This is a genomic window from Rhizobium sp. USDA 4016 (genome assembly GCF_056279705.1).
Genome location: NZ_JBWCCY010000004.1, coordinates 786,413 through 803,540, shown reverse-complemented (window position 1 = coordinate 803,540; position 17,128 = coordinate 786,413). Strand labels below are relative to the sequence as shown.

At 60.9% G+C, this 17,128-nt stretch carries 14 protein-coding genes; 5 read left to right on the top strand and 9 right to left on the bottom strand.

From position 1 onward, the window contains the following. Positions 1-7 precede the first annotated feature (7 nt). Genes ACZ9DP_RS19165 through ACZ9DP_RS19155 form a run of 3 tightly spaced genes read left to right on the top strand, consistent with a single transcriptional unit; the run spans position 8 to position 2,936 of the window. Complete coding sequence (locus ACZ9DP_RS19165) at positions 8-1,024, top strand: ABC transporter ATP-binding protein (protein WP_283069061.1); 1,017 nt, start codon at positions 8-10, stop codon at positions 1,022-1,024. Then, positions 1,025-1,978 (top strand): ABC transporter ATP-binding protein, encoded by a 954-nt coding sequence (locus ACZ9DP_RS19160; protein WP_476203285.1) that lies wholly within the window; start codon positions 1,025-1,027, stop codon positions 1,976-1,978. It begins immediately after the preceding gene. A gap of 19 nt (positions 1,979-1,997) precedes the next feature. Beyond that, positions 1,998-2,936, top strand: a complete 939-nt coding sequence (locus tag ACZ9DP_RS19155) for a dihydrodipicolinate synthase family protein (RefSeq protein WP_476203284.1) — start codon at positions 1,998-2,000, stop codon at positions 2,934-2,936. Here the strand turns inward: ACZ9DP_RS19155 and ACZ9DP_RS19150 are convergent. The 7 genes from ACZ9DP_RS19150 to ACZ9DP_RS19120 form a co-directional block, all read right to left on the bottom strand. Then, positions 2,933-3,964, bottom strand: coding sequence for an L-idonate 5-dehydrogenase (locus ACZ9DP_RS19150; RefSeq protein WP_476203283.1), 1,032 nt, complete (start codon positions 3,962-3,964; stop codon positions 2,933-2,935). The two genes, ACZ9DP_RS19155 and ACZ9DP_RS19150, sit on opposite strands and share 4 nt — an antisense overlap. Before the next feature lie 14 nt (positions 3,965-3,978). Then, positions 3,979-5,385, bottom strand: a complete 1,407-nt coding sequence (locus tag ACZ9DP_RS19145; protein WP_476203282.1) for a TRAP transporter large permease — start codon at positions 5,383-5,385, stop codon at positions 3,979-3,981. A gap of 4 nt (positions 5,386-5,389) precedes the next feature. Continuing rightward, positions 5,390-5,962 carry a TRAP transporter small permease gene (locus ACZ9DP_RS19140; protein WP_476203281.1) on the bottom strand — a complete coding sequence of 191 codons (573 nt, stop codon included), beginning with the start codon at positions 5,960-5,962 and terminating at the stop codon, positions 5,390-5,392. A 63-nt stretch (positions 5,963-6,025) separates the two neighbouring features. Then, complete coding sequence (locus ACZ9DP_RS19135; RefSeq protein ID WP_476203280.1) at positions 6,026-7,000, bottom strand: sialic acid TRAP transporter substrate-binding protein SiaP; 975 nt, start codon at positions 6,998-7,000, stop codon at positions 6,026-6,028. 23 nt (positions 7,001-7,023) lie between these two features. After that, positions 7,024-7,776, bottom strand: coding sequence for a FadR/GntR family transcriptional regulator (locus ACZ9DP_RS19130; RefSeq protein ID WP_476203279.1), 753 nt, complete (start codon positions 7,774-7,776; stop codon positions 7,024-7,026). Positions 7,777-7,889: 113 nt separating this feature from the next. After that, entirely contained in the window at positions 7,890-8,966 is a 1,077-nt protein-coding gene (locus ACZ9DP_RS19125) for an Ldh family oxidoreductase (RefSeq protein WP_476203278.1), read from the bottom strand. Positions 8,967-8,980: 14 nt separating this feature from the next. After that, positions 8,981-9,412 (bottom strand): winged helix-turn-helix transcriptional regulator, encoded by a 432-nt coding sequence (locus ACZ9DP_RS19120; protein ID WP_039845766.1) that lies wholly within the window; start codon positions 9,410-9,412, stop codon positions 8,981-8,983. Between the two features lie 97 nt (positions 9,413-9,509). On the opposite strand from ACZ9DP_RS19120, the gene ACZ9DP_RS19115 reads away from it, so the two are divergent. After that, positions 9,510-10,949, top strand: a complete 1,440-nt coding sequence (locus ACZ9DP_RS19115; protein ID WP_476203277.1) for an MFS transporter — start codon at positions 9,510-9,512, stop codon at positions 10,947-10,949. A 34-nt stretch (positions 10,950-10,983) separates the two neighbouring features. Here ACZ9DP_RS19115 and ACZ9DP_RS19110 read toward each other — a convergent pair whose 3' ends face one another. Together ACZ9DP_RS19110 and ACZ9DP_RS19105 are read right to left on the bottom strand one after the other, a co-directional pair. After that, complete coding sequence (locus ACZ9DP_RS19110) at positions 10,984-12,819, bottom strand: hypothetical protein (RefSeq protein ID WP_476203276.1); 1,836 nt, start codon at positions 12,817-12,819, stop codon at positions 10,984-10,986. A gap of 83 nt (positions 12,820-12,902) precedes the next feature. Next, on the bottom strand, positions 12,903-13,472 hold the full coding sequence (locus ACZ9DP_RS19105; protein ID WP_476203275.1) for a nuclear transport factor 2 family protein: 570 nt from the start codon (positions 13,470-13,472) through the stop codon (positions 12,903-12,905). A gap of 412 nt (positions 13,473-13,884) precedes the next feature. Between ACZ9DP_RS19105 and ACZ9DP_RS19100 the strand changes: the two genes are divergently transcribed. Then, positions 13,885-17,127: an AAA family ATPase gene (locus tag ACZ9DP_RS19100; RefSeq protein ID WP_476205411.1), complete on the top strand. Its 3,243-nt coding sequence runs from the start codon at positions 13,885-13,887 to the stop codon at positions 17,125-17,127. Position 17,128 lies beyond the last annotated feature (1 nt).

The following is a 17,128-nucleotide window of genomic DNA, read 5'->3' as shown; positions in this document are numbered from 1 at the left end:
GATCGCCATGCAACAGACCGCCGATCCCATTCTCGACATTCGCGGACTGCGGACGATCTTTCGCATCCGCGGCGGCGAGGTGACGGCGGTCAATGGCATCGACCTGACCGTCGCCGCCGGCGAGACGCTGGCACTCGTCGGCGAATCCGGCTCGGGCAAGTCGGTAACGAGCCTTTCGGTCATGCGGCTACTGACCCGCAATATCGGCGCGATCGCCGCCGGCAGCATTCGGCTGAAGCGGAAGAGCGGCGCCGTCGCCGACCTCGTCCTGCTTGACGAGCACGACATGCGAAAAGTCCGCGGCGACGATATCGGCATGGTGTTTCAGGAGCCGATGTCGAGCCTCAATCCCGTCTTCACCATCGGCGACCAGATATCGGAGCCGATCCGCATTCATCGCGGGGCGGATCGGAAGGCCGCGATGAATGCGGCCATTGCCCTGCTCGAAAGCGTTGGCATTCCGGATGCGAAGCGCCGTGCCGGCCAATATCCGCATGAACTTTCCGGCGGCATGCGCCAGCGCGCGACGATCGCCATGGCGCTCGCCTGCGATCCGGTGCTGCTGATTGCCGACGAGCCGACGACGGCGCTCGACGTAACGATCCAGGCACAGATCCTCGACCTGCTCTTGAAGCTGCAGCGCGAGCGCGGCATGGCGATGCTCTTCGTCACCCACAATCTCGGCGTCGTCGCGGAAATCGCCCACCGCGTCGCGGTCATGTATGCCGGGCGGATCGTCGAGCAGGGGCCCGTCGGCGAGGTTTTCCGTCATCCGAAGCACCCCTATACGATCGGCCTGCTCGCCTCGATGCCGCGGCTCGGCGACGCAACCCGCATGAAGCTCGCCGGCGAAAAGCTCGCCGCCATTCCCGGCATGGTGCCGAGCCTGATGAAAATGCCGCCGGGCTGCGCCTTCTCGCCTCGATGCAAGTTCGCCATAGACGCGTGCCGCGCGGCTGTCCCGCCGCTCGAAGACGTCAATCCGCAGCATCGAAGCCGCTGCATCCGCTGGCGGGAGATTTAGATGAACGAGCCTTTGCTTTCCGTTCGCGGTCTCGCGAAACATTATACGTCGCGCGGCACGAAACTTACGATCCTGCAGGATATCTCCTTCGATATCGGCAAGGGCGAGGTCGTCGGCCTCGTCGGCGAATCCGGCAGCGGCAAGACGACGATCGGCCGCTCGGTGCTACGGCTGGTCGAGCCCTCCTCCGGAAGCGTGCGCTTTGACGGAACCGAACTCACCGCGCTGTCCGCCTCCGCCATGCGGCGCGCGCGGCCGCGCATGCAGTATATTTTCCAGGACCCCTATGCCAGCCTCTCGCCGCGCATGACGATCGGCGAAATCCTGACGGAGGGGCTGAAGATCCAGGGCATCGGAAAGCGCGAGGAAAGGCTCGACCGGGCGCGGTCCGCCCTCGAAAAGGTCGATCTTCCGGCCGACGCACTCAATCGCTATGCGCATGAATTTTCCGGCGGACAGCGCCAACGCATCGGTATTGCCCGCGCCTTGACGCTGTCGCCGGAATTCATCGTTGCCGACGAGCCCGTTTCGGCGCTCGACGTCTCCATCCAGGCGCAGGTCATCAACCTGCTGCGCGATCTGCAGCAGCGCCTTGGCCTCACCATGCTGTTCATTTCGCATGACCTGGCGGTGGTCGAATATATCTGCGACCGCGTGATCGTGCTCTATCTCGGGCGGATCATGGAGATCGCAACGAGCGCCGATCTCTATGCCAGGCCGCAGCATCCCTATACCCGCGCCCTGCTCTCGGCGATCCCCTCGCCTGACCCGGATGCCCGGCGTAACCGGCAGATATTGAAGGGCGACATTCCAAGCCCCGCCAACCCTCCAAGCGGCTGCGTCTTCCGGACGCGCTGTCCAAAGGCGCTGGATGCCTGCGCCCGGACCGTGCCGGAACTGCGCGAAGTGGCCCCTGGGCATTTCAAGGCCTGCATTCGAGACGACCTCAATTGATCGGCAAAAGGAGCATTCGGTGACAGAAAAAAGGCGGCATCCGATCGGCGGGAACTGGGCAAGCCTTCTCTTGCCGATCGAGACAGACGACAGCATAAATTTCGATAAGCTCGGCGAGGAAATCGATATTCTGATCGCAGCCCGCGTCGACGGCATTTATTCGAACGGCACGGCAGGCGAATTCCACAACCAGACCGAAGCGGAATTCGACCGCATCCAGTCCATGCTGGCGAAGCGTTGCACGAAAGCCGGAATGCCCTTCGTCATCGGCGCATGCCAGCCGGATGCGATGATCCAGCTGGACCGCGTCCGGCGTGCAGCCTCGTTCAGGCCGCTTGCCATTCAGGTGATCCTGCCGGACTGGTGGCCGCTCAACGATCTCGAAGCTGCCGATTTCCTGGCGAGGGCATCTAAGGTCGCCGATGGGATTGCGCTGATCCTCTACAATCCGCCGCATGCCAAACGCGTTCTAACGCCCAGAGAGCTCGCAAATATCTGCATCCCCTGCCCTGATATCGTCGGCATCAAGCTTTCCGATGGCGGCGCGGACTGGTATGGCGAAGCGCGGAAACACCTCCAGGAATTCTCGCTCTTCGTACCCGGCCATCATCTGGCGACCGGCATGAGAGAAGGCGTGGCTGCAGGCGCATTTTCCAATGTCGCCTGCCTCAGCCCGCGCGGCGCGCAGCGATGGACCGATCTGATTGAGACCAACCTCGAGGCCGCATTGGAAACGGAACGCCGGATCTGCCGATTCATGGACGAACACATCGTCCCCTTCCGCCAGAAGGCCGGTTATTCGAATGCCGCGCTTGATAAACTGCTGAGCGCAATCGGCAATTGGGGACCTGTCGGAACACGGCTGCGGTGGCCCTACCGCGCCATCGACGAGACGGAGGCGGCGCGGCTCCGGGAGATCGCGCGCGAGGAGCTCGGCGAGCTCTTTTTTGCGCCCTAAAACACCAGCTGCACCTTGCACGCAGCCGAGCGGTCGCCGGCCTGCTCGAAAGCCTCCAAAGCGCGTTCGAGGGGGAAGCTGTGGCTGATGATCGGACGGATGTCGATCTGCCGGCTGGCGATCAATGCCACCGCATCTTTGAATTCGCTGTGAAAGCGTTGCGAACCGTGGATATGCAGTTCCTTGCCGACCAGGGCATTGAGCGGAATGGCTATGTCGCCGGTCACGCCCACCTGCACGATCGTGCCGCGCGGCTTGACCGACGCGATCGCAAAGCGGATTGCCGGCGCTGCGGCAGAGCATTCGAATGCAAGGTCGAAATAGCCTTTGCCGGCTTCGTAGGGCGCGAGCGCATCCTGATCTTTTGCATTGATCGTTTTGTCCGCTCCCATTGCGCTTGCGCGCCGGAGCGCGGCGTCAGCAAGGTCGGTGACGACGATTTCCGCAGCCTGACGATAACGCGCCGCGGCAACGGCAAGGCATCCTATCGGGCCGGCGCCGGTGATCAGCACCTTTTTTCCCGCGATCTCGCCCGCGCGTGAAGCTGCATGCAGGCAGACGGCCAGCGGTTCGGCGCATGCCGCTTCGGCCGCGCTGACATCACCGGAAACAGCAACGCATTGCACCGCCGGCACGACCAGCCACTGGCGAAACATGCCTTGCTCATGGGGAAGCCGCATGGCGCTTCCCATGAAGCGCATGTCGAGGCAGTGGATCGGCTGCCCACGCTTGCAATATTCGCACGATCCGCACGGCTGGCTCGGATTGACGGCGACCAGGGCGCCCTCAGGCAGGGCCACTCCGGCGCCCGCCGTCTCGACGAAGCCCGACGCCTCGTGTCCGGGAATGATCGGCTCGCGCACGCGCACCGGCCCAAAACCGCCGTCCTGGTAGTAATGCAGGTCGGAGCCGCAGATCCCTGCAGCCGCCATGCGCAAGAGCACTTCGCCTTCGCCCGGTTCCCGCACGGAGCCTGCCTCGACCCTCAGGTCCCGCGCTCCGTAAAGCCGGGCAAATCGCGTCTGCATAAGCTTCCTCCCCATTACTTCAGCAACCCGAGCTGCTGCGGCAGCCAGAGCGAGACCGACGGGATAAAGGTGATCAGGATCAGTGCGACGAACAGCGGCGCGAGCCAGGGCAGGATCGCCATGGTCGTGCGCTCGACGGAGAGCTTTGCCACCCGCGAAAGGACGAACAATACCATTCCGAGCGGCGGATGAAGCAAGCCGATCATCAAATTGAGCGTCATGATCAGGCCGAACTGCACGGGATCGATCTGGAATTGCGTCACAATCGGCAGCAGGATCGGAACAAGGATGGTGATCGCCGCGATCGTATCCAGGAAGCAGCCCACGAAAAGCATCAGCAGATTGACGAGGATCAGGAAAACCCACTTGTTGTCGGTGATCGAAAGGATCGCCGTCGACAAGAGCTGTGCGGCCTGGCTGACCGTCAGCAGCCAGGCAAAGACCGAGGCCGCGGTGACGATGAAGAGAACCGAGGCCGTGGTCTCGATCGTATCGAAGCTCGCCTTGGCGAGCGTCGAGAGTGTCATGGTGCGGTAGCGCACCAGCCCCAGGAAAAGCGACCAGAGCACAGCCGCGACTGCCGCTTCCGTCGGCGTAAACCAGCCCATTGTCATGCCGCCGATGAGAATGACCGGCGTCATCAGGGCCATGACGGCTGAAAAGGAGAAATACCAGTCCAGTGCCAGAAGCGCGGCAAGCGCGATGCCGGCCGACACGTTCATCGACAAGCCGGCAAGCATCATGAGGTAGATCGCGACGGGAACGAGCAGCACCACGACGATTTCCAGCGACGCCGACAGAAGCTGCTTTACATCGAAGGGTGCGTCCGAACCCCAGCTCCGCGCATAGGCGAATGCGGCAACGGTCACCATCATCAGAACGGTCATGACGATGCCGGGTAGAATGCCGGCCATGAACAGGGCGCCGATCGAGACGTTCGCCATCATGCCGTAGATGACGAAGGGCAGAGACGGCGGGAAGATCGGGCCGAGCGTCGCCGAGGCCGCGGTGACGCCGACGGCTGCTTCAACCGGATAGCCGTGGTCCTTCATCGCCTTGATCTCGATGGTGCCGATCCCGGCGGCATCCGCAAGCGCGGTTCCCGACATGCCGGAGAAGATCACAGAGCCGATGATGTTGACCTGCGCGAGGCCGCCCTTCATCCAGCCGACGAGGGCGACCGCAAACGAATAGATACGTCCGGTCACGCCTGCCGAATTCATCAGGTTGCCAGCGAGAATGAAGAAGGGAACGGCAAGCAGCGGAAAGCTCTCGACGCCGGCGATCATTCGCTGGGCGACGATGATGTCGGGCGCGACACCGTAGAGGACGATATAGAGCACCGAGGCGGTCGCCATCGAGATCGCGACAGGCACGCCGATGACCATCAGCAGGAGAAACGAGCCGACAAGCAGGAGCATGTGATCAATCCTCGATTTTCTGGAATTCCTCGGGCCGCTCCAGAACGGAATAGCCGCGGCGCATATTGGCAACGAAGACCAGGACGGCGCGCAGCAGCATCAGGACGAATGCGGCAAAGACGCTGTAAAAAACGATGTTGCGCGGCAGCGCGATGGTCACCATCTCCTCCCCGGCGACGATCTGCACATAGCGCCACATCAGATGGCAGCCGTAGGCAAAGAAGCCGATACGGACGACATCGACAAAGCTGGCAAGGATCCTCGCCATCCGCTGCGGCATGTAGTGGTAGAACACGTCCACCTGGATGTGGCGCGAGGTGCGCACGCACAAGACCGAACCGAGGAAGACGACACCGATCAGGCAGTTGATGGCGATCTCTTCCGTCCAGGCATAGCTGTCGTTCAATACATAGCGCGTGAAGAACTGCAGAAAGACGCAGCCGGTCATGAGCCAGAAGACGATCAGGGTGATCCAGTCCTCCGGGGCATAATCCGAGGCTTTTGCGGTCGGAGCCGCGCCTTCAAAAGTATGGGCAATCTCGTCTGGGGTGATCTGCGTGTGGACTTCTTGCGACATGGGGAACGTCCGTTTTCGCCGGAAAGGAGGATGCGGCGCTCAATGGAGCCGCATCCTTTGCGATTATTGGATAGCGCGGATGGCTTCCCAGTCGGTCTTTTCGTAGCCGAAATCCTCGAAGGCCACTTTCTCGGCAACTGCCTTCTCGAAGTCGGCCTTGTCGACTTCCGTCACGTTGAGCCCCTTCTCCTTGAAGGTGGCGATGAGGCCTTTTTCCCGTCCTTCGATTGTCTTCGTGGTGCGCTCTGCAGCTGCCCGCATCACGGTCTCGAAGATTGTCTTGTCCTCGGCAGAAAGGCTCGACCACAGGGTCTTGGAAACCACGGTGTTCAGATGATCGACGATATGGCCGGTCAGGATGATGTTCTTCTGAACTTCGTAGAACTTCTTCGCCTCAATCGTCGTCAGCGGATTTTCCTGTGCCTCGACCGTGCCGTTCTGAAGCGCAAGATAGACCTCGGCAAAGGCGATCGGTGTCGTGTTTGCGCCGCAGGCGCGCGGCATGGCGAGATAGGCCGGAACGTCGGGAACGCGGATTTTGAGACCCTGCATGTCGGCGCACTTGGCGATCGGCTTGTTCGAGGTCGTCTGGCGCGTGCCGTAATAGCTGACGGCAGCAATATGGTTGCCGGTCTTGTCTTCGTAGCCCTGGGCAAGGCGCTTGAAAACATCGCTCTTGGTGTAGGCGATCAGATGTGCCGGGCCGCGGAAGATATAGGGATAGTAGGTGACGCCGATCGGCTTGTAATCGCGGGCGGCAAAGCTCGAGCCGGAAATGATGATATCGACGGTGCCGAGCTTCAGTCCCTGGTTGATGTCCGCTTCCTTGCCGAGCTGTGAAGCGGGATAGACCTCGATCTTGTAGCGCCCGCCGGTGCGCTTGTTGATCTCCTCGGATGCCCAGACCGAATCCGTGTGGAAGGGTTCGGACGTTTCATAGACATGGGCCCATTTCAGGACCGTCTGTGCATGTGCGGCAATTGTCGTCGCCATGATGGCGGCTGCGGTGCAAACTATCGTAGCCAGTCTGATCTTCATCGCTCTTTCCTCCCGAGCTTGCGTTAGATCTTTGCATTCCTCCGGGCCGCAGCGCGGCCGCCTTCGTCTTCCCCGAAAAGCTCCTCCCCGAAGCTTTCGGAAAATCTCTTCTGCGATCTGTCGAGATGCGTCCGCATGGCCTGTTTGGCGGCTGCGGGGTCATTGGCGGCGATCGCATCTCTGATGGCGCGATGCTCCTCCATCGCGCGCGTCCAGGAATCAGGTCCCTCGAAATGGCTCGCCAGCATCTCGAAATACGGCGTCATGCGCTGATCGTAGATTTCGCCGGTGAAGCGGATGAGCGCGGCATTTCCGACGATGCCGGCAATTGCCGTGTGGAAGGCGCGGTCGATTTCGAGCGCCGCATCGGTATCGTTCACAACGCTTGCCATCTGCTGCAGGTTCACGTCGAGCACTGCAATGTGGCTGGCGGTTGCGCGCTGCGCAGCCTCCTCGGCGATCGCGCATTCGATGATGGAGCGGGCCTGCAGCAGCTCGAACGGCCCTTCGAACGGTTCGCGCTCCGGCTGAGCGGGCTGAACGGTGTCCTTGCGGGCGACATATATTCCCGAGCCCATGCGGATATGCACGAGCCCTTCCACTTCGAGCACGATCAATGCTTCGCGAATGGTCGGACGCGAGACCGCCAGCTTTTCGGCCAGTTCGCGCTCCGGCGGGAGGCGCTGGCCAACGGCAAGCTCGCCAGTCGCGATCATCGAACGAATTTGGTCAGCCACCTGCCTGTAAAGGCGGCGCGATTCAACAGCCGAAAACATCTAGCCTCCCCGGCGCGTTTCTCCTCAAACGCGCAATTGGCCAAGTGGCCTGACCAATTCATCCATTCGTAACATTGATCGTCTTATGCGTCAATCCGCCGCAAGGACGGGCTCTATGGACCGAACGGCGATTGCAGAGCGTAACGTGCGGCAAGCGCCGCAAAGGATGCCGCTGTCGCAGGGTCGAGTTCGACACCATTTTTCTCGCGGTCTTCGGCGACTTTCCATTCGCGGTCGCCTGGCGCCATGACGTTCAAGTCATCGCGGGCCGGCGAATTGCGCAGCGTCTCCAGATAACGCGTCATGGCAGCGTCGAACCGGTGTCTGTCCAGGAAAGCCTCAGGCTTCATCGCCAGCACGAAGGCACCCAGTCCGCGCGGTGTCGAGAAGTCCGGACCGGGCATTGGCGCGATGTCGAAGCTCAATTTCATGCCGGTCAGGACGGCGCTGAGGATTTCGGCCAATCCGGCCAACCCAGCCCCCTTGAAGCCGAATTCACCGCCAAGCGGCGCCAGCATATCGGCCTCATCCGGGTCGGTGGTATCGTAGCCGTGGCTATCCGAAGCCGTACCGGCCGGCAAACTCTTGCCAAGGCTCCTGTAAAGCTGAACGCGATTATAAGGCACCGCGCTGGTGGCCATGTCGAAGAGCCAGGGATTGTCGTTTTGAACCGGCACCGCACAGGCGATCGGATTGGTGCCGTGAAAGCGCATCGCGCCGTCATGCAAGCGGACAAAACTGTCGGAATTGCAGAACGCAAAACCGATGAAGCTCCGCCGGGCCGCCTGAAGCGCATAGGCGCCGGCCGGCCCGAAATGCGAGGAATTGCGGATGGCCACGGCGCCGATGCCATGGCGGTCCGCCAATTCGATCGCATGATCCATCGCCACGAAGGTAGCAAGCCCTCCATGGCCATTATCGGCGTCGAGCACACCGACCGCTCCGAATGCCGAAGCAAGCGCCACTTTCGGCTGCCGGTTGATGCGGCCCTTGATCAAGCCTTCGACATAGTGCGGCAAAAGCCGGACGCCGTGGCTGTCGATGCCGAGCCGCGTCCCATGCATCATCGCCCGCGTCGCTCCATCGCAGGTCGCCTCGTCAGCACCCGCTGCAATGAAGACGGCGCGGCAGAAGCGATCGATGGAAGCAAGCGTCGCCCTTACAGGCGAAGTCGGATGTTCAGTCGGCATCGGAAAATCACCTTTCACCAGCGCTCGCTGGCTGCCTTGGCGTCGTAACGGGCTCGGGCCGCCAGAATTTCAGCCTGGTTCGATTCCGTCCACCCCACCAGCGCGCGGATGGTTTCGTGCAGAGTGCAGCCGAGCGGCGACAGCGCATATTCAACGCGCGGCGGCACGACGGGATAGACCGTTCGCTCGATAATTCCGTCGCGTTCGAGGTTGCGCAAGGTGGTCGTCAGCATGCGCTGGCTGATGCCTTCGATGCTATTGCGTAATTGCGTGAAGCGGAGCGTGCGCTTTTCCAGAAGAGCGATCACCAGCAGCGACCATTTATCGGCGATCCGATCGAGGATCTGCCGCACCTCGCAGCCTTCGCGCACATCCCATTGCAGGACGTCGTAATCCGCCTCGCTGCTGCAAAGGTTACTCGGTGAGTTTAAAGTGCCTTCTTTCATGGGTCCGGAGCATGGCCTAATTGTTTGATGGTTACAAGAGGGAACTGACTGACGAAAAGTCACTCGCTCCCTTCATCGTCAAAGAAGGACCAAGGCTATGTCCACGACCCTTTCTTCTTCCGAAGCCGGCGCCGCACCTATGACGCCGCGTGCCGCAGTGACGCTGATCGTCCTCTGCGGAGCCATCTTTCTTGAGGGCATCGATGTTGCCATGCTGAATATCGCGCTTCCGGCAATCCGGGCCGATCTTAATCTGACGACAACCACGCTGAGCGGCGTGGTGAGCGCCTATGTGCTGGGCTATGCCGGTTTCATGCTGCTCGGCGGCCGTGCTGCGGACATTTTCGGCAAACGCCGGGTCTTCCTTTCCGCACTTGCCGTCTTCATTGCATTCTCCGGACTCGGCGGCCTTGCGACGGAAGGCTGGATGCTCCTGTTGGCCCGCTTCGTCACAGGCGCCGCCTCGGCATTCATGACACCGGCCGGCCTGGCGCTCGTCGCGACGAATTTTCCGGAGGGTCCCCAGCGCAACCGCGCAGTGACCATCTACGCCTCCACAGCTTCCGCCGGTTTCTCGCTCGGGCTCGTCCTGGGCGGATTGCTTGCTGCAATCGACTGGCGCTGGGTGTTCTTTGCGCCGGTGATCCTGGCGCTCCTCATCTTTGTCGCCGCAATCAGGCTCATCGCCGACAGACAGTCTAGAACCACCAGGGAGCGCTTCGACATTCCAGGCGCCGTTACGCTCACAGCAGCGATGCTGCTTGTGGTTCATGGCGTGACCCGCCTCGAACATCCGGACCAGAACCTGGCATGGACGCTCGGCATCTTCGGCGTGAGCACGGCCCTGTGGCTTGCCTTCTTCCTGATCGAGCGTCTGTCCGCCGCGCCGCTCGTGCGTTTCGGAATATTCCGCTCCGGCTCCCTCGTCCGGTCGAACCTCGGAGCGCTGCTGTTTGCCGGGTCGTTCTTCGGCTTCCAGTTTATCGCGACGCTCTATCTCCAGGAATTGCTTGGCTGGACGCCGATTGAGACCAGCATTGCGATGCTTGTGATCGGCATCGACGCGGTCGTCGCTCCCATCCTGACGCCCAGGCTTGTCGATCGCTTCGGAAACGACCGCGTTATCTTCGCAGGCTTCGTTCTTGCCGCCATCTCCTACGCATTGCTGTTGGGGATGGAGCTCGACCGGACATATGCCGCAATCTTCCCAAGCATGCTTTTGCTCGGACTGGCCTTCTCTATCGCCTATAGCCCGCTGACAATCGCCGCCACCGATGGCATTCATGAAGACGAACAGGGGCTGGCCGGCGGGCTGGTCAATACCGCCTTTCAGTTCGGCGCAGCCCTCGGCCTGTCGGGTGCAAGTGCCATCGGCGCCTATGTTCTTGGCGAAGCTACATCTGCCGAAGCCCGGCTGGTATCGCTTCAAACGGCGCTGATCGTCCCGGTCGCAGCCGCTGTGGCTGGCGCGCTGATCACTGCCATGGGCATCAGGCGCTGCCGCGATCTGCCCTGCGATCAGGTCATGCCATCCTGAACCCAAGAGATGGCCGCGGCTCCAGTCGCGGCCATCAATCGCATCGGACATCCGCTAAAAGCAGATAGTCCTCCGAGCCATAGGCAACATCGCTTTGGTCGAAGCAAAATCTCTTCGGAAGGATGCGGATCGCATATCGGCGATTGCAGGTGCCGGGAAAGTCCAGCCGGTATTCCCGGCGTTCCATTGAACTCGACGCCTCGGAATATTGTGCGTGTCCGAAATAGGAGGCGTTCTGCATCAGCCGTGCCGAACCGGACAACCCGACCTTCGGGCGAAGCGCCCGGAAATCGTTGCCCATAGCTTCATCCAAAATTGGATAGTCCTTCGCATGCGGTTCCTCGCCTGCCGCAGGAATGAGGCTCTCCCTGACGGCCATGTTGAATCGCACATCGTCTCTGCCGGGGACCTCGCCGTAGCTGTTGAGGTACTTCCAGCTCACACGAATACGCCGCTCCGCGGGCGCGTCGGGGTCCGGCGGCAAAACGGTGACGGCGAGATCGCCCGGAGCCGATCCGTCACCGCCCGCCCCTTTTGCCGGAGCGGGACAGGGCGTGTAGAGCGGGCGGTAGCCGCATTCCGGTCCGCCACCGCCCCATAGGCAATCGCTGAGCTCGCGCCACGCGTCAAGGCTGATCTGCGATGAGTGCCCGGATACATCGTTACCGTTTGCCGGAACCATCCAGGGGTGAATCCTGCCGCCGCCGGAGCGCCGTGCCCATTCCGTCCGGTGCATATCCACCTGCCGGAAGTTTTCCGTCTCGGCGCGAAGCTCCAGAAGCTGTGCCCAGCTGGGATTGGAAATGAACGGCTCACGCCCAACCGCGTCAGGCGCGAGACGCTGCCCGGTCGTCTGCGTCGTCAGCGTGTGGCACTCCGTGCAGTCGCCGTTCGGATCTCGTACCGTGCTCGCGTTCTTCAGTTCGGCCGCGTAGGTGCTGGTATAGCCGGACCCGATGACGCGAAAGGGCGTCCTCTCATTGCGGGGTAGTCTCGGGAGATAGGCGCCGAGGCTGAAGGCCCGGGCTCTCGGATCATTTCTGCCGTCTGGATAGCCAATTCTTGCCTGTCCGATATGCGGATTGATGACGTAGGGATTCTTGTTGTCGTGGCATGCCGAACATTGAATTTGAAACGTCGGATCGTAAAGCACTTCTGCCGCCGCCCGCCCGGCTGTGTCGGAATATGACCGACCGCCCGGCGGAACGAACGGCTTCGACCAGTCGAACACCTCCTGGTCCTTGCGGCCGTCGAAGAACACGATCTCGCCGGTGCCCCTGTTGAACCCGATCGAGCCGAAGCGCGAGAACTTCGGATTTGACCGCTGCCAATAAGGATCAGGCTCAAGCTCCAGGCTGGCATTGGACTTGCGGCACAGGAAGAGCCATTCCACATTGCCTTTCACGACGCGGTTCAGACGCGAGTTCAGGCCGCAATAAGTGACGTTGCCGGCAAGCGACGGCTTATCGCATTTTGGAATGCTTGCCGTCCACTTGACCACGGCGCCGTCCGCATCCCGGTGTTCGAATTCCAGCGGATTGCCCGCTTTGCTGGGGTTTGGTTGCAGGTCGACGATATTGCCGTCGACTTCAAGCGGGATCGTTTTCGCACCCCCGCCGGCGCAATCTGCGTCCGGGATCGGACCGAAAACCGCACGGGCCTCGTCACCGAACCGGGTCGTGATGTTGGTGCTGGCAGATGCCGGCTCCCAGAGGAAGGCGCCGTTCCACCGATCAACGGTTTCGGCGAACTTTTCGTCGGCCGACTCTGGATTGAAAACGTCATCCGCCTTCGGCCGATCCAGGGCATTCGCCGAGGCAAGCGCTAAAGCCCCGATCATGAATGCGAAGCCGATACCCTTCACACCCATTCCGCACTCCTCCGGCACAGATGCTTCGCCCGGTTGGCCGGCGCCTGAACACGCAAAATCTAAAACCGTCAGAAACCTGACCTTCACCGCGCCCGCGTCATAACCTTCGGCTCGTCAGTAATCAGCGTCAGCATTTTGAACTTCCAGGCACCGTTCTCCTTGAAGAAAACCGCCCTTAAAACCGCAGCATAGTCGAGCGTGGGCACTTCGTTGTCAGCCCGCTGGATGACTGCCAGCATGGCAGACTTTGCTTCGACCGTCCCCGGGGCATTCGGATCGACAATGTTCAGGAGCGTATTGCTTTCAAAGTGGCGGATACGCGATTGCGCATCATTGAGATCGAGAAAAAGGCCTTTGAAATAGTTCTCCAATTGCTCAGGATCGTCACTCTTCTCGCGTTTGAGCCCTCCGCCTCCGCTGCAGACCTGATACTCCGCATCGCGGGTAAACATCTCGACAATGGCCGATGCATTCTTTTCGTCCAGTGCCCAATAGTAGCGGTGGATCAGATCCATAATCGCTTGCCGTTCGGCCGGTTCGGGATTCGTAATCGGGTATTTCCAGTTCCTGGCGGTGGGATCGTCACATACTGGGTCCACTGCCAACGCCGGTCGATCGGATATCAGCCAGATCGCCGCAGCGGCCGCCAGCATGAATGCAGCAGGTATATTTGTCGCCCATTTCTCTTATTCGAAGAATAGCCACGTTTCCCTCCTGTTGATCGCGCCTCGATTGAAGATCGGCAGATGCCTTGGGCACCGGACTTTGCGAGATTATTGCCGAACGGCTTTTCTCTCCGGATCAGCATAGTCGTTCGACTGAAATCGAAGCCGCCGCAGTCGCGACGCACTGTTTGATGAAGTCCCCAACTGACGGTAGAATACATTATATTGAAATAGTAAGAAAGAAATTGCTAAATTTAGAAGAGCTGCATGTTCCGCTTTACTCAGTGCTCCATGTAACATGGTTCGGACGCCGCGGGACGACGACACCGGCGGCGTGATTGCGATTGACCTCAGCAGATCACCGTGAATGCCGAAGAACGGATTTCTCGCAGGGAATACGATGGACGAGGTTTCAAAATGGTTGAACACGCTCGGCCTTAGTCGGCTTGGGGAAGCTTTTGCGCAGGCGCAGATCGATTTCGACACGCTTCGTCTCTTGTCCGACGATGACCTCAAAGAGCTTGGAATCCCTCTCGGTCCGCGCCGAAAAATCCTCTCCGCCATCGCACAGCTGGACGATGCGCACGAACCGCGTCAGCGGCCGATGGTGCCCGTGGAACGAAGGCCGCTGACCATCCTGTTCTGCGACCTCGTCGGTTCGACAGAATATGCCGCGCGCCTCGATCCCGAAGACTTCAGCAAGCTGACACAAACCTATCTCAACCGATGCGCCGCACTCGTGCATGCGCACGGCGGGTTCACCGCCAACTATATCGGCGACGCGCTGCAGGCATTGTTCGGCTATCCGACAGCGGAAGAGGATGACGCGGAACGCGCAATCAGGCTCGGCTTCAGCCTCATACAGGCGATGCCGCAGATTGAAACGCCTGACGGATCCCGGTTGCAGATCCGCATCGGGATTGCAAGCGGGCTTGTGGTTGTCGGCGATTTCGCTGGAGCGCCCGCCGGCGTGTCGACTGTCGCCTTTGGACCTGTGCCAAACCTCGCCCAGCGGCTGCAGACATTGGCCGCCGCTCAGACAATTCTTGCCGACCAGAAGACCCGCGACGCCGCCAACGGAGCCTTCGATTTTGTCGATCTTGGTGCGAAGTCGTTGAAGGGGTTCGGCGATCCGGTGCGAATCTGGCGTGTCGACAAGGCGCGAACGCTGGAAAACCGGTTCGCAAAAAGAACCCACTTGACGAAGCTTGTCGGCAGGCGCGCCGAACTCGACCGCCTGCGTGAACTTGCAGATGGGATTGGGGCTGAAAAGAGCGGACGGGCGATCCTGATCTCGGGCGAAGCGGGCATCGGCAAATCGCGGCTGATTTTCGAGGCGCGCTCACGCGCTTCGCACTTTACAGCTTTGACGCTTCAATGCGCGCCTGCCTATTCCAACAGCGCCTTGTATCCGTTTCTGGATCTGCTGAAGCGTCATGCGGGGATCAACGATGCCGCGCCGGCAAAGGCGAATGCGGAACTGTTGGAGACGATCCTGGCCTCCAGCGATATTCCGCTTTCCCAAACGCTGCCCGTGTTTTCGCGACTGCTGGCAATCGAGCAAACGGACTATTCCTTGCCGGACCTGACATCGAAAGAGCAGCAGACGATCGTGCGCCGCTTTTTCGTCGAATGGCTGCAGGGCATGTCGCAGACCAACCCGCTGTGGCTGACGATCGAGGACGAACAGTGGATCGACCCCTCCTCCGGCGACGTGCTGAAAATGCTGATCGATGAAGTGCGGTTCGCGCCCATGCTGGTCGTCGTCACCTCGCGTGAGGCAACGCTGCAGGCGCCTGTGAAAAATCCATCGCTGCACGGGCTCCGGCTAAAGCGGCTGACCCGCTTCGAAGCCCAGACGCTTTGCCGCGTGCTGGCAGCCGGCAGCGCTATGACCGATGACGCCAACGATTTCGTTCTCGCCAGGGCCGAAGGAGTGCCGCTCTACGTCGAGGAACTGTGCCGCGCGGTCGCCGACGGCCATGCTGCCAGCATATTGAAGGAAGGACCGGATACGGCGGCGGGCATACCGGTGACGTTGCAGTCTTTCCTGCTCTCGCGCCTCGACAAGCTGGGGAACGGCAAGATGATCGCGCAAATGGCGGCGGTCATCGGCAGAGTGTTCAACATCGGGCTGCTTGCGCATCTTTCCGGTCTGTCCGAAGAGGCTCTCGTTTCGATCCTGGATCGCCTGATCCAAGCCGGACTGATCGCGCCGCAACCGGCGATCAACTGGCCGAGCTACAGTTTTACCCATGCCCTCCTGCAAGAGGCGGCCCAGGCAACCCTCCTACGCGAGCGCCGCCGACAATTGCACCATCTTGTCGCCGAAGGGATCGAAAAGCTCTATCCAAGACAGGCGGCCGAGCATCCGGAAGTCCTTGCGCAACATCTCGCTGCGGCCGGGCTTTACCAACGGGCAGCCGATTGCTGGCTCACCGCCGGCCTCAAGACGGGCGCCACCTGGGCGAAGGTCGAGGCCGCCAATATGTTCGCAAACGGGCTGGAGTGCCTTCAAAAATTGCCGCCATCGCGGGAACGCGACCGGAAATGCCTCAAGCTCGAGCTCGAACGCGGCGATGTCCTTTATGCCACGTTCGGCCACGTCACGCCCGAAGGGAGCGCGGCCTATCGCAATGTCATGTCTTTGAGCGAAAGTCTCGGCGATCCGGAAGCGGGTATCCGCGCCCTGGACGGGCTGTTTGGTACCGCCTTGAATTCAGCGCGGTTCGCCGATGCGGAATGGGCAAGCGACCAGCTGCTCGATATGGGGCGTCAGCAACAGAATTTGAAAGCGCTCGTCCTCGGCATGCAATTCAAGGGCATGTGCCTCTTTTCGCAGGGCAAGCTCGAAGAGGCCCGGCAATATCTGGAGGAGGCTCTCGATTATCGCGCGAAGGCCGATGAGGTCGGCAGCGATTTTCCGAACATGACGATGATCTATCTGTCATGGACACTGCATCTGCTTGGACATCACGAGCGCGCCATCATGCTTTATCACGAGGCCGAGCAGGGCGCGCGCCAGCAATCCGATTACCAGTTGGCGGGCTGGCTTGGAAACGGCTGCGTTCTGATGGCTCTGCGCAAGGACGTGGCCGCCTTGCAGGCAATGGTGGACGAGTTGGGCCCGCTCGCCAAGGCGAACGGCTTTCAGCTATGGGCGAACCTGGCATCATTCTTTCAGGGCTGGGCGATGGTTCATGCGCATCACGACGGCCGGGGCTTGCAGCAGATGCGCGGCACCTGCGACAACCTCGGCGAACAGCAGATAGACAAGCCCTGCTATCTCGGCCTGCTGGCAGAAGCAAACCTCGCGCTTGGCGAATTCGAAGCTGCCGCCCGCGTCATCGATGAGGCGCTGGCGCTGACCAAGAAGACAGGTGAGCATTATTTTACAGCGGAGCTGCTCCGCCTCGGAGGCGTGGCCGGCCTCTACCTTAAAGGCGATGCTCACTTCGCCGAGCGCGCGTTCCGCAAGTCGGCCGCCTTCGCTCAAAAACAGGGCGCAAAGACCTGGGAACTGAAGGCCACGCAAAGCCTTGCCGAGCTCCACCGCTCGACGGGCCGCAAAACGAGAGTGGAACGGCGCCTCGACGCCATTACCGGATGGTTCGAAGGGCAGAACAAAACGGCAAGGATGTAAT

What these genes read in the sequence shown, in the direction of transcription:
- ACZ9DP_RS19165 (WP_283069061.1), top strand. Translation starts at nt 8, where the DNA reads ATGCAACAGACCGCCGATCCCATTCTCGACATTCGCGGACTGCGGACG.
- ACZ9DP_RS19160 (WP_476203285.1), top strand. Translation starts at nt 1,025, where the DNA reads ATGAACGAGCCTTTGCTTTCCGTTCGCGGTCTCGCGAAACATTATACG.
- ACZ9DP_RS19150 (WP_476203283.1), bottom strand. Translation starts at nt 3,964, where the DNA reads ATGCAGACGCGATTTGCCCGGCTTTACGGAGCGCGGGACCTGAGGGTC.
- ACZ9DP_RS19145 (WP_476203282.1), bottom strand. Translation starts at nt 5,385, where the DNA reads ATGCTCCTGCTTGTCGGCTCGTTTCTCCTGCTGATGGTCATCGGCGTG.
- ACZ9DP_RS19140 (WP_476203281.1), bottom strand. Translation starts at nt 5,962, where the DNA reads ATGTCGCAAGAAGTCCACACGCAGATCACCCCAGACGAGATTGCCCAT.
- ACZ9DP_RS19135 (WP_476203280.1), bottom strand. Translation starts at nt 7,000, where the DNA reads ATGAAGATCAGACTGGCTACGATAGTTTGCACCGCAGCCGCCATCATG.
- ACZ9DP_RS19130 (WP_476203279.1), bottom strand. Translation starts at nt 7,776, where the DNA reads ATGTTTTCGGCTGTTGAATCGCGCCGCCTTTACAGGCAGGTGGCTGAC.
- ACZ9DP_RS19125 (WP_476203278.1), bottom strand. Translation starts at nt 8,966, where the DNA reads ATGCCGACTGAACATCCGACTTCGCCTGTAAGGGCGACGCTTGCTTCC.
- ACZ9DP_RS19120 (WP_039845766.1), bottom strand. Translation starts at nt 9,412, where the DNA reads ATGAAAGAAGGCACTTTAAACTCACCGAGTAACCTTTGCAGCAGCGAG.
- ACZ9DP_RS19115 (WP_476203277.1), top strand. Translation starts at nt 9,510, where the DNA reads ATGTCCACGACCCTTTCTTCTTCCGAAGCCGGCGCCGCACCTATGACG.
- ACZ9DP_RS19110 (WP_476203276.1), bottom strand. Translation starts at nt 12,819, where the DNA reads ATGGGTGTGAAGGGTATCGGCTTCGCATTCATGATCGGGGCTTTAGCG.
- ACZ9DP_RS19105 (WP_476203275.1), bottom strand. Translation starts at nt 13,472, where the DNA reads ATGCTGGCGGCCGCTGCGGCGATCTGGCTGATATCCGATCGACCGGCG.
- ACZ9DP_RS19100 (WP_476205411.1), top strand. Translation starts at nt 13,885, where the DNA reads ATGGACGAGGTTTCAAAATGGTTGAACACGCTCGGCCTTAGTCGGCTT.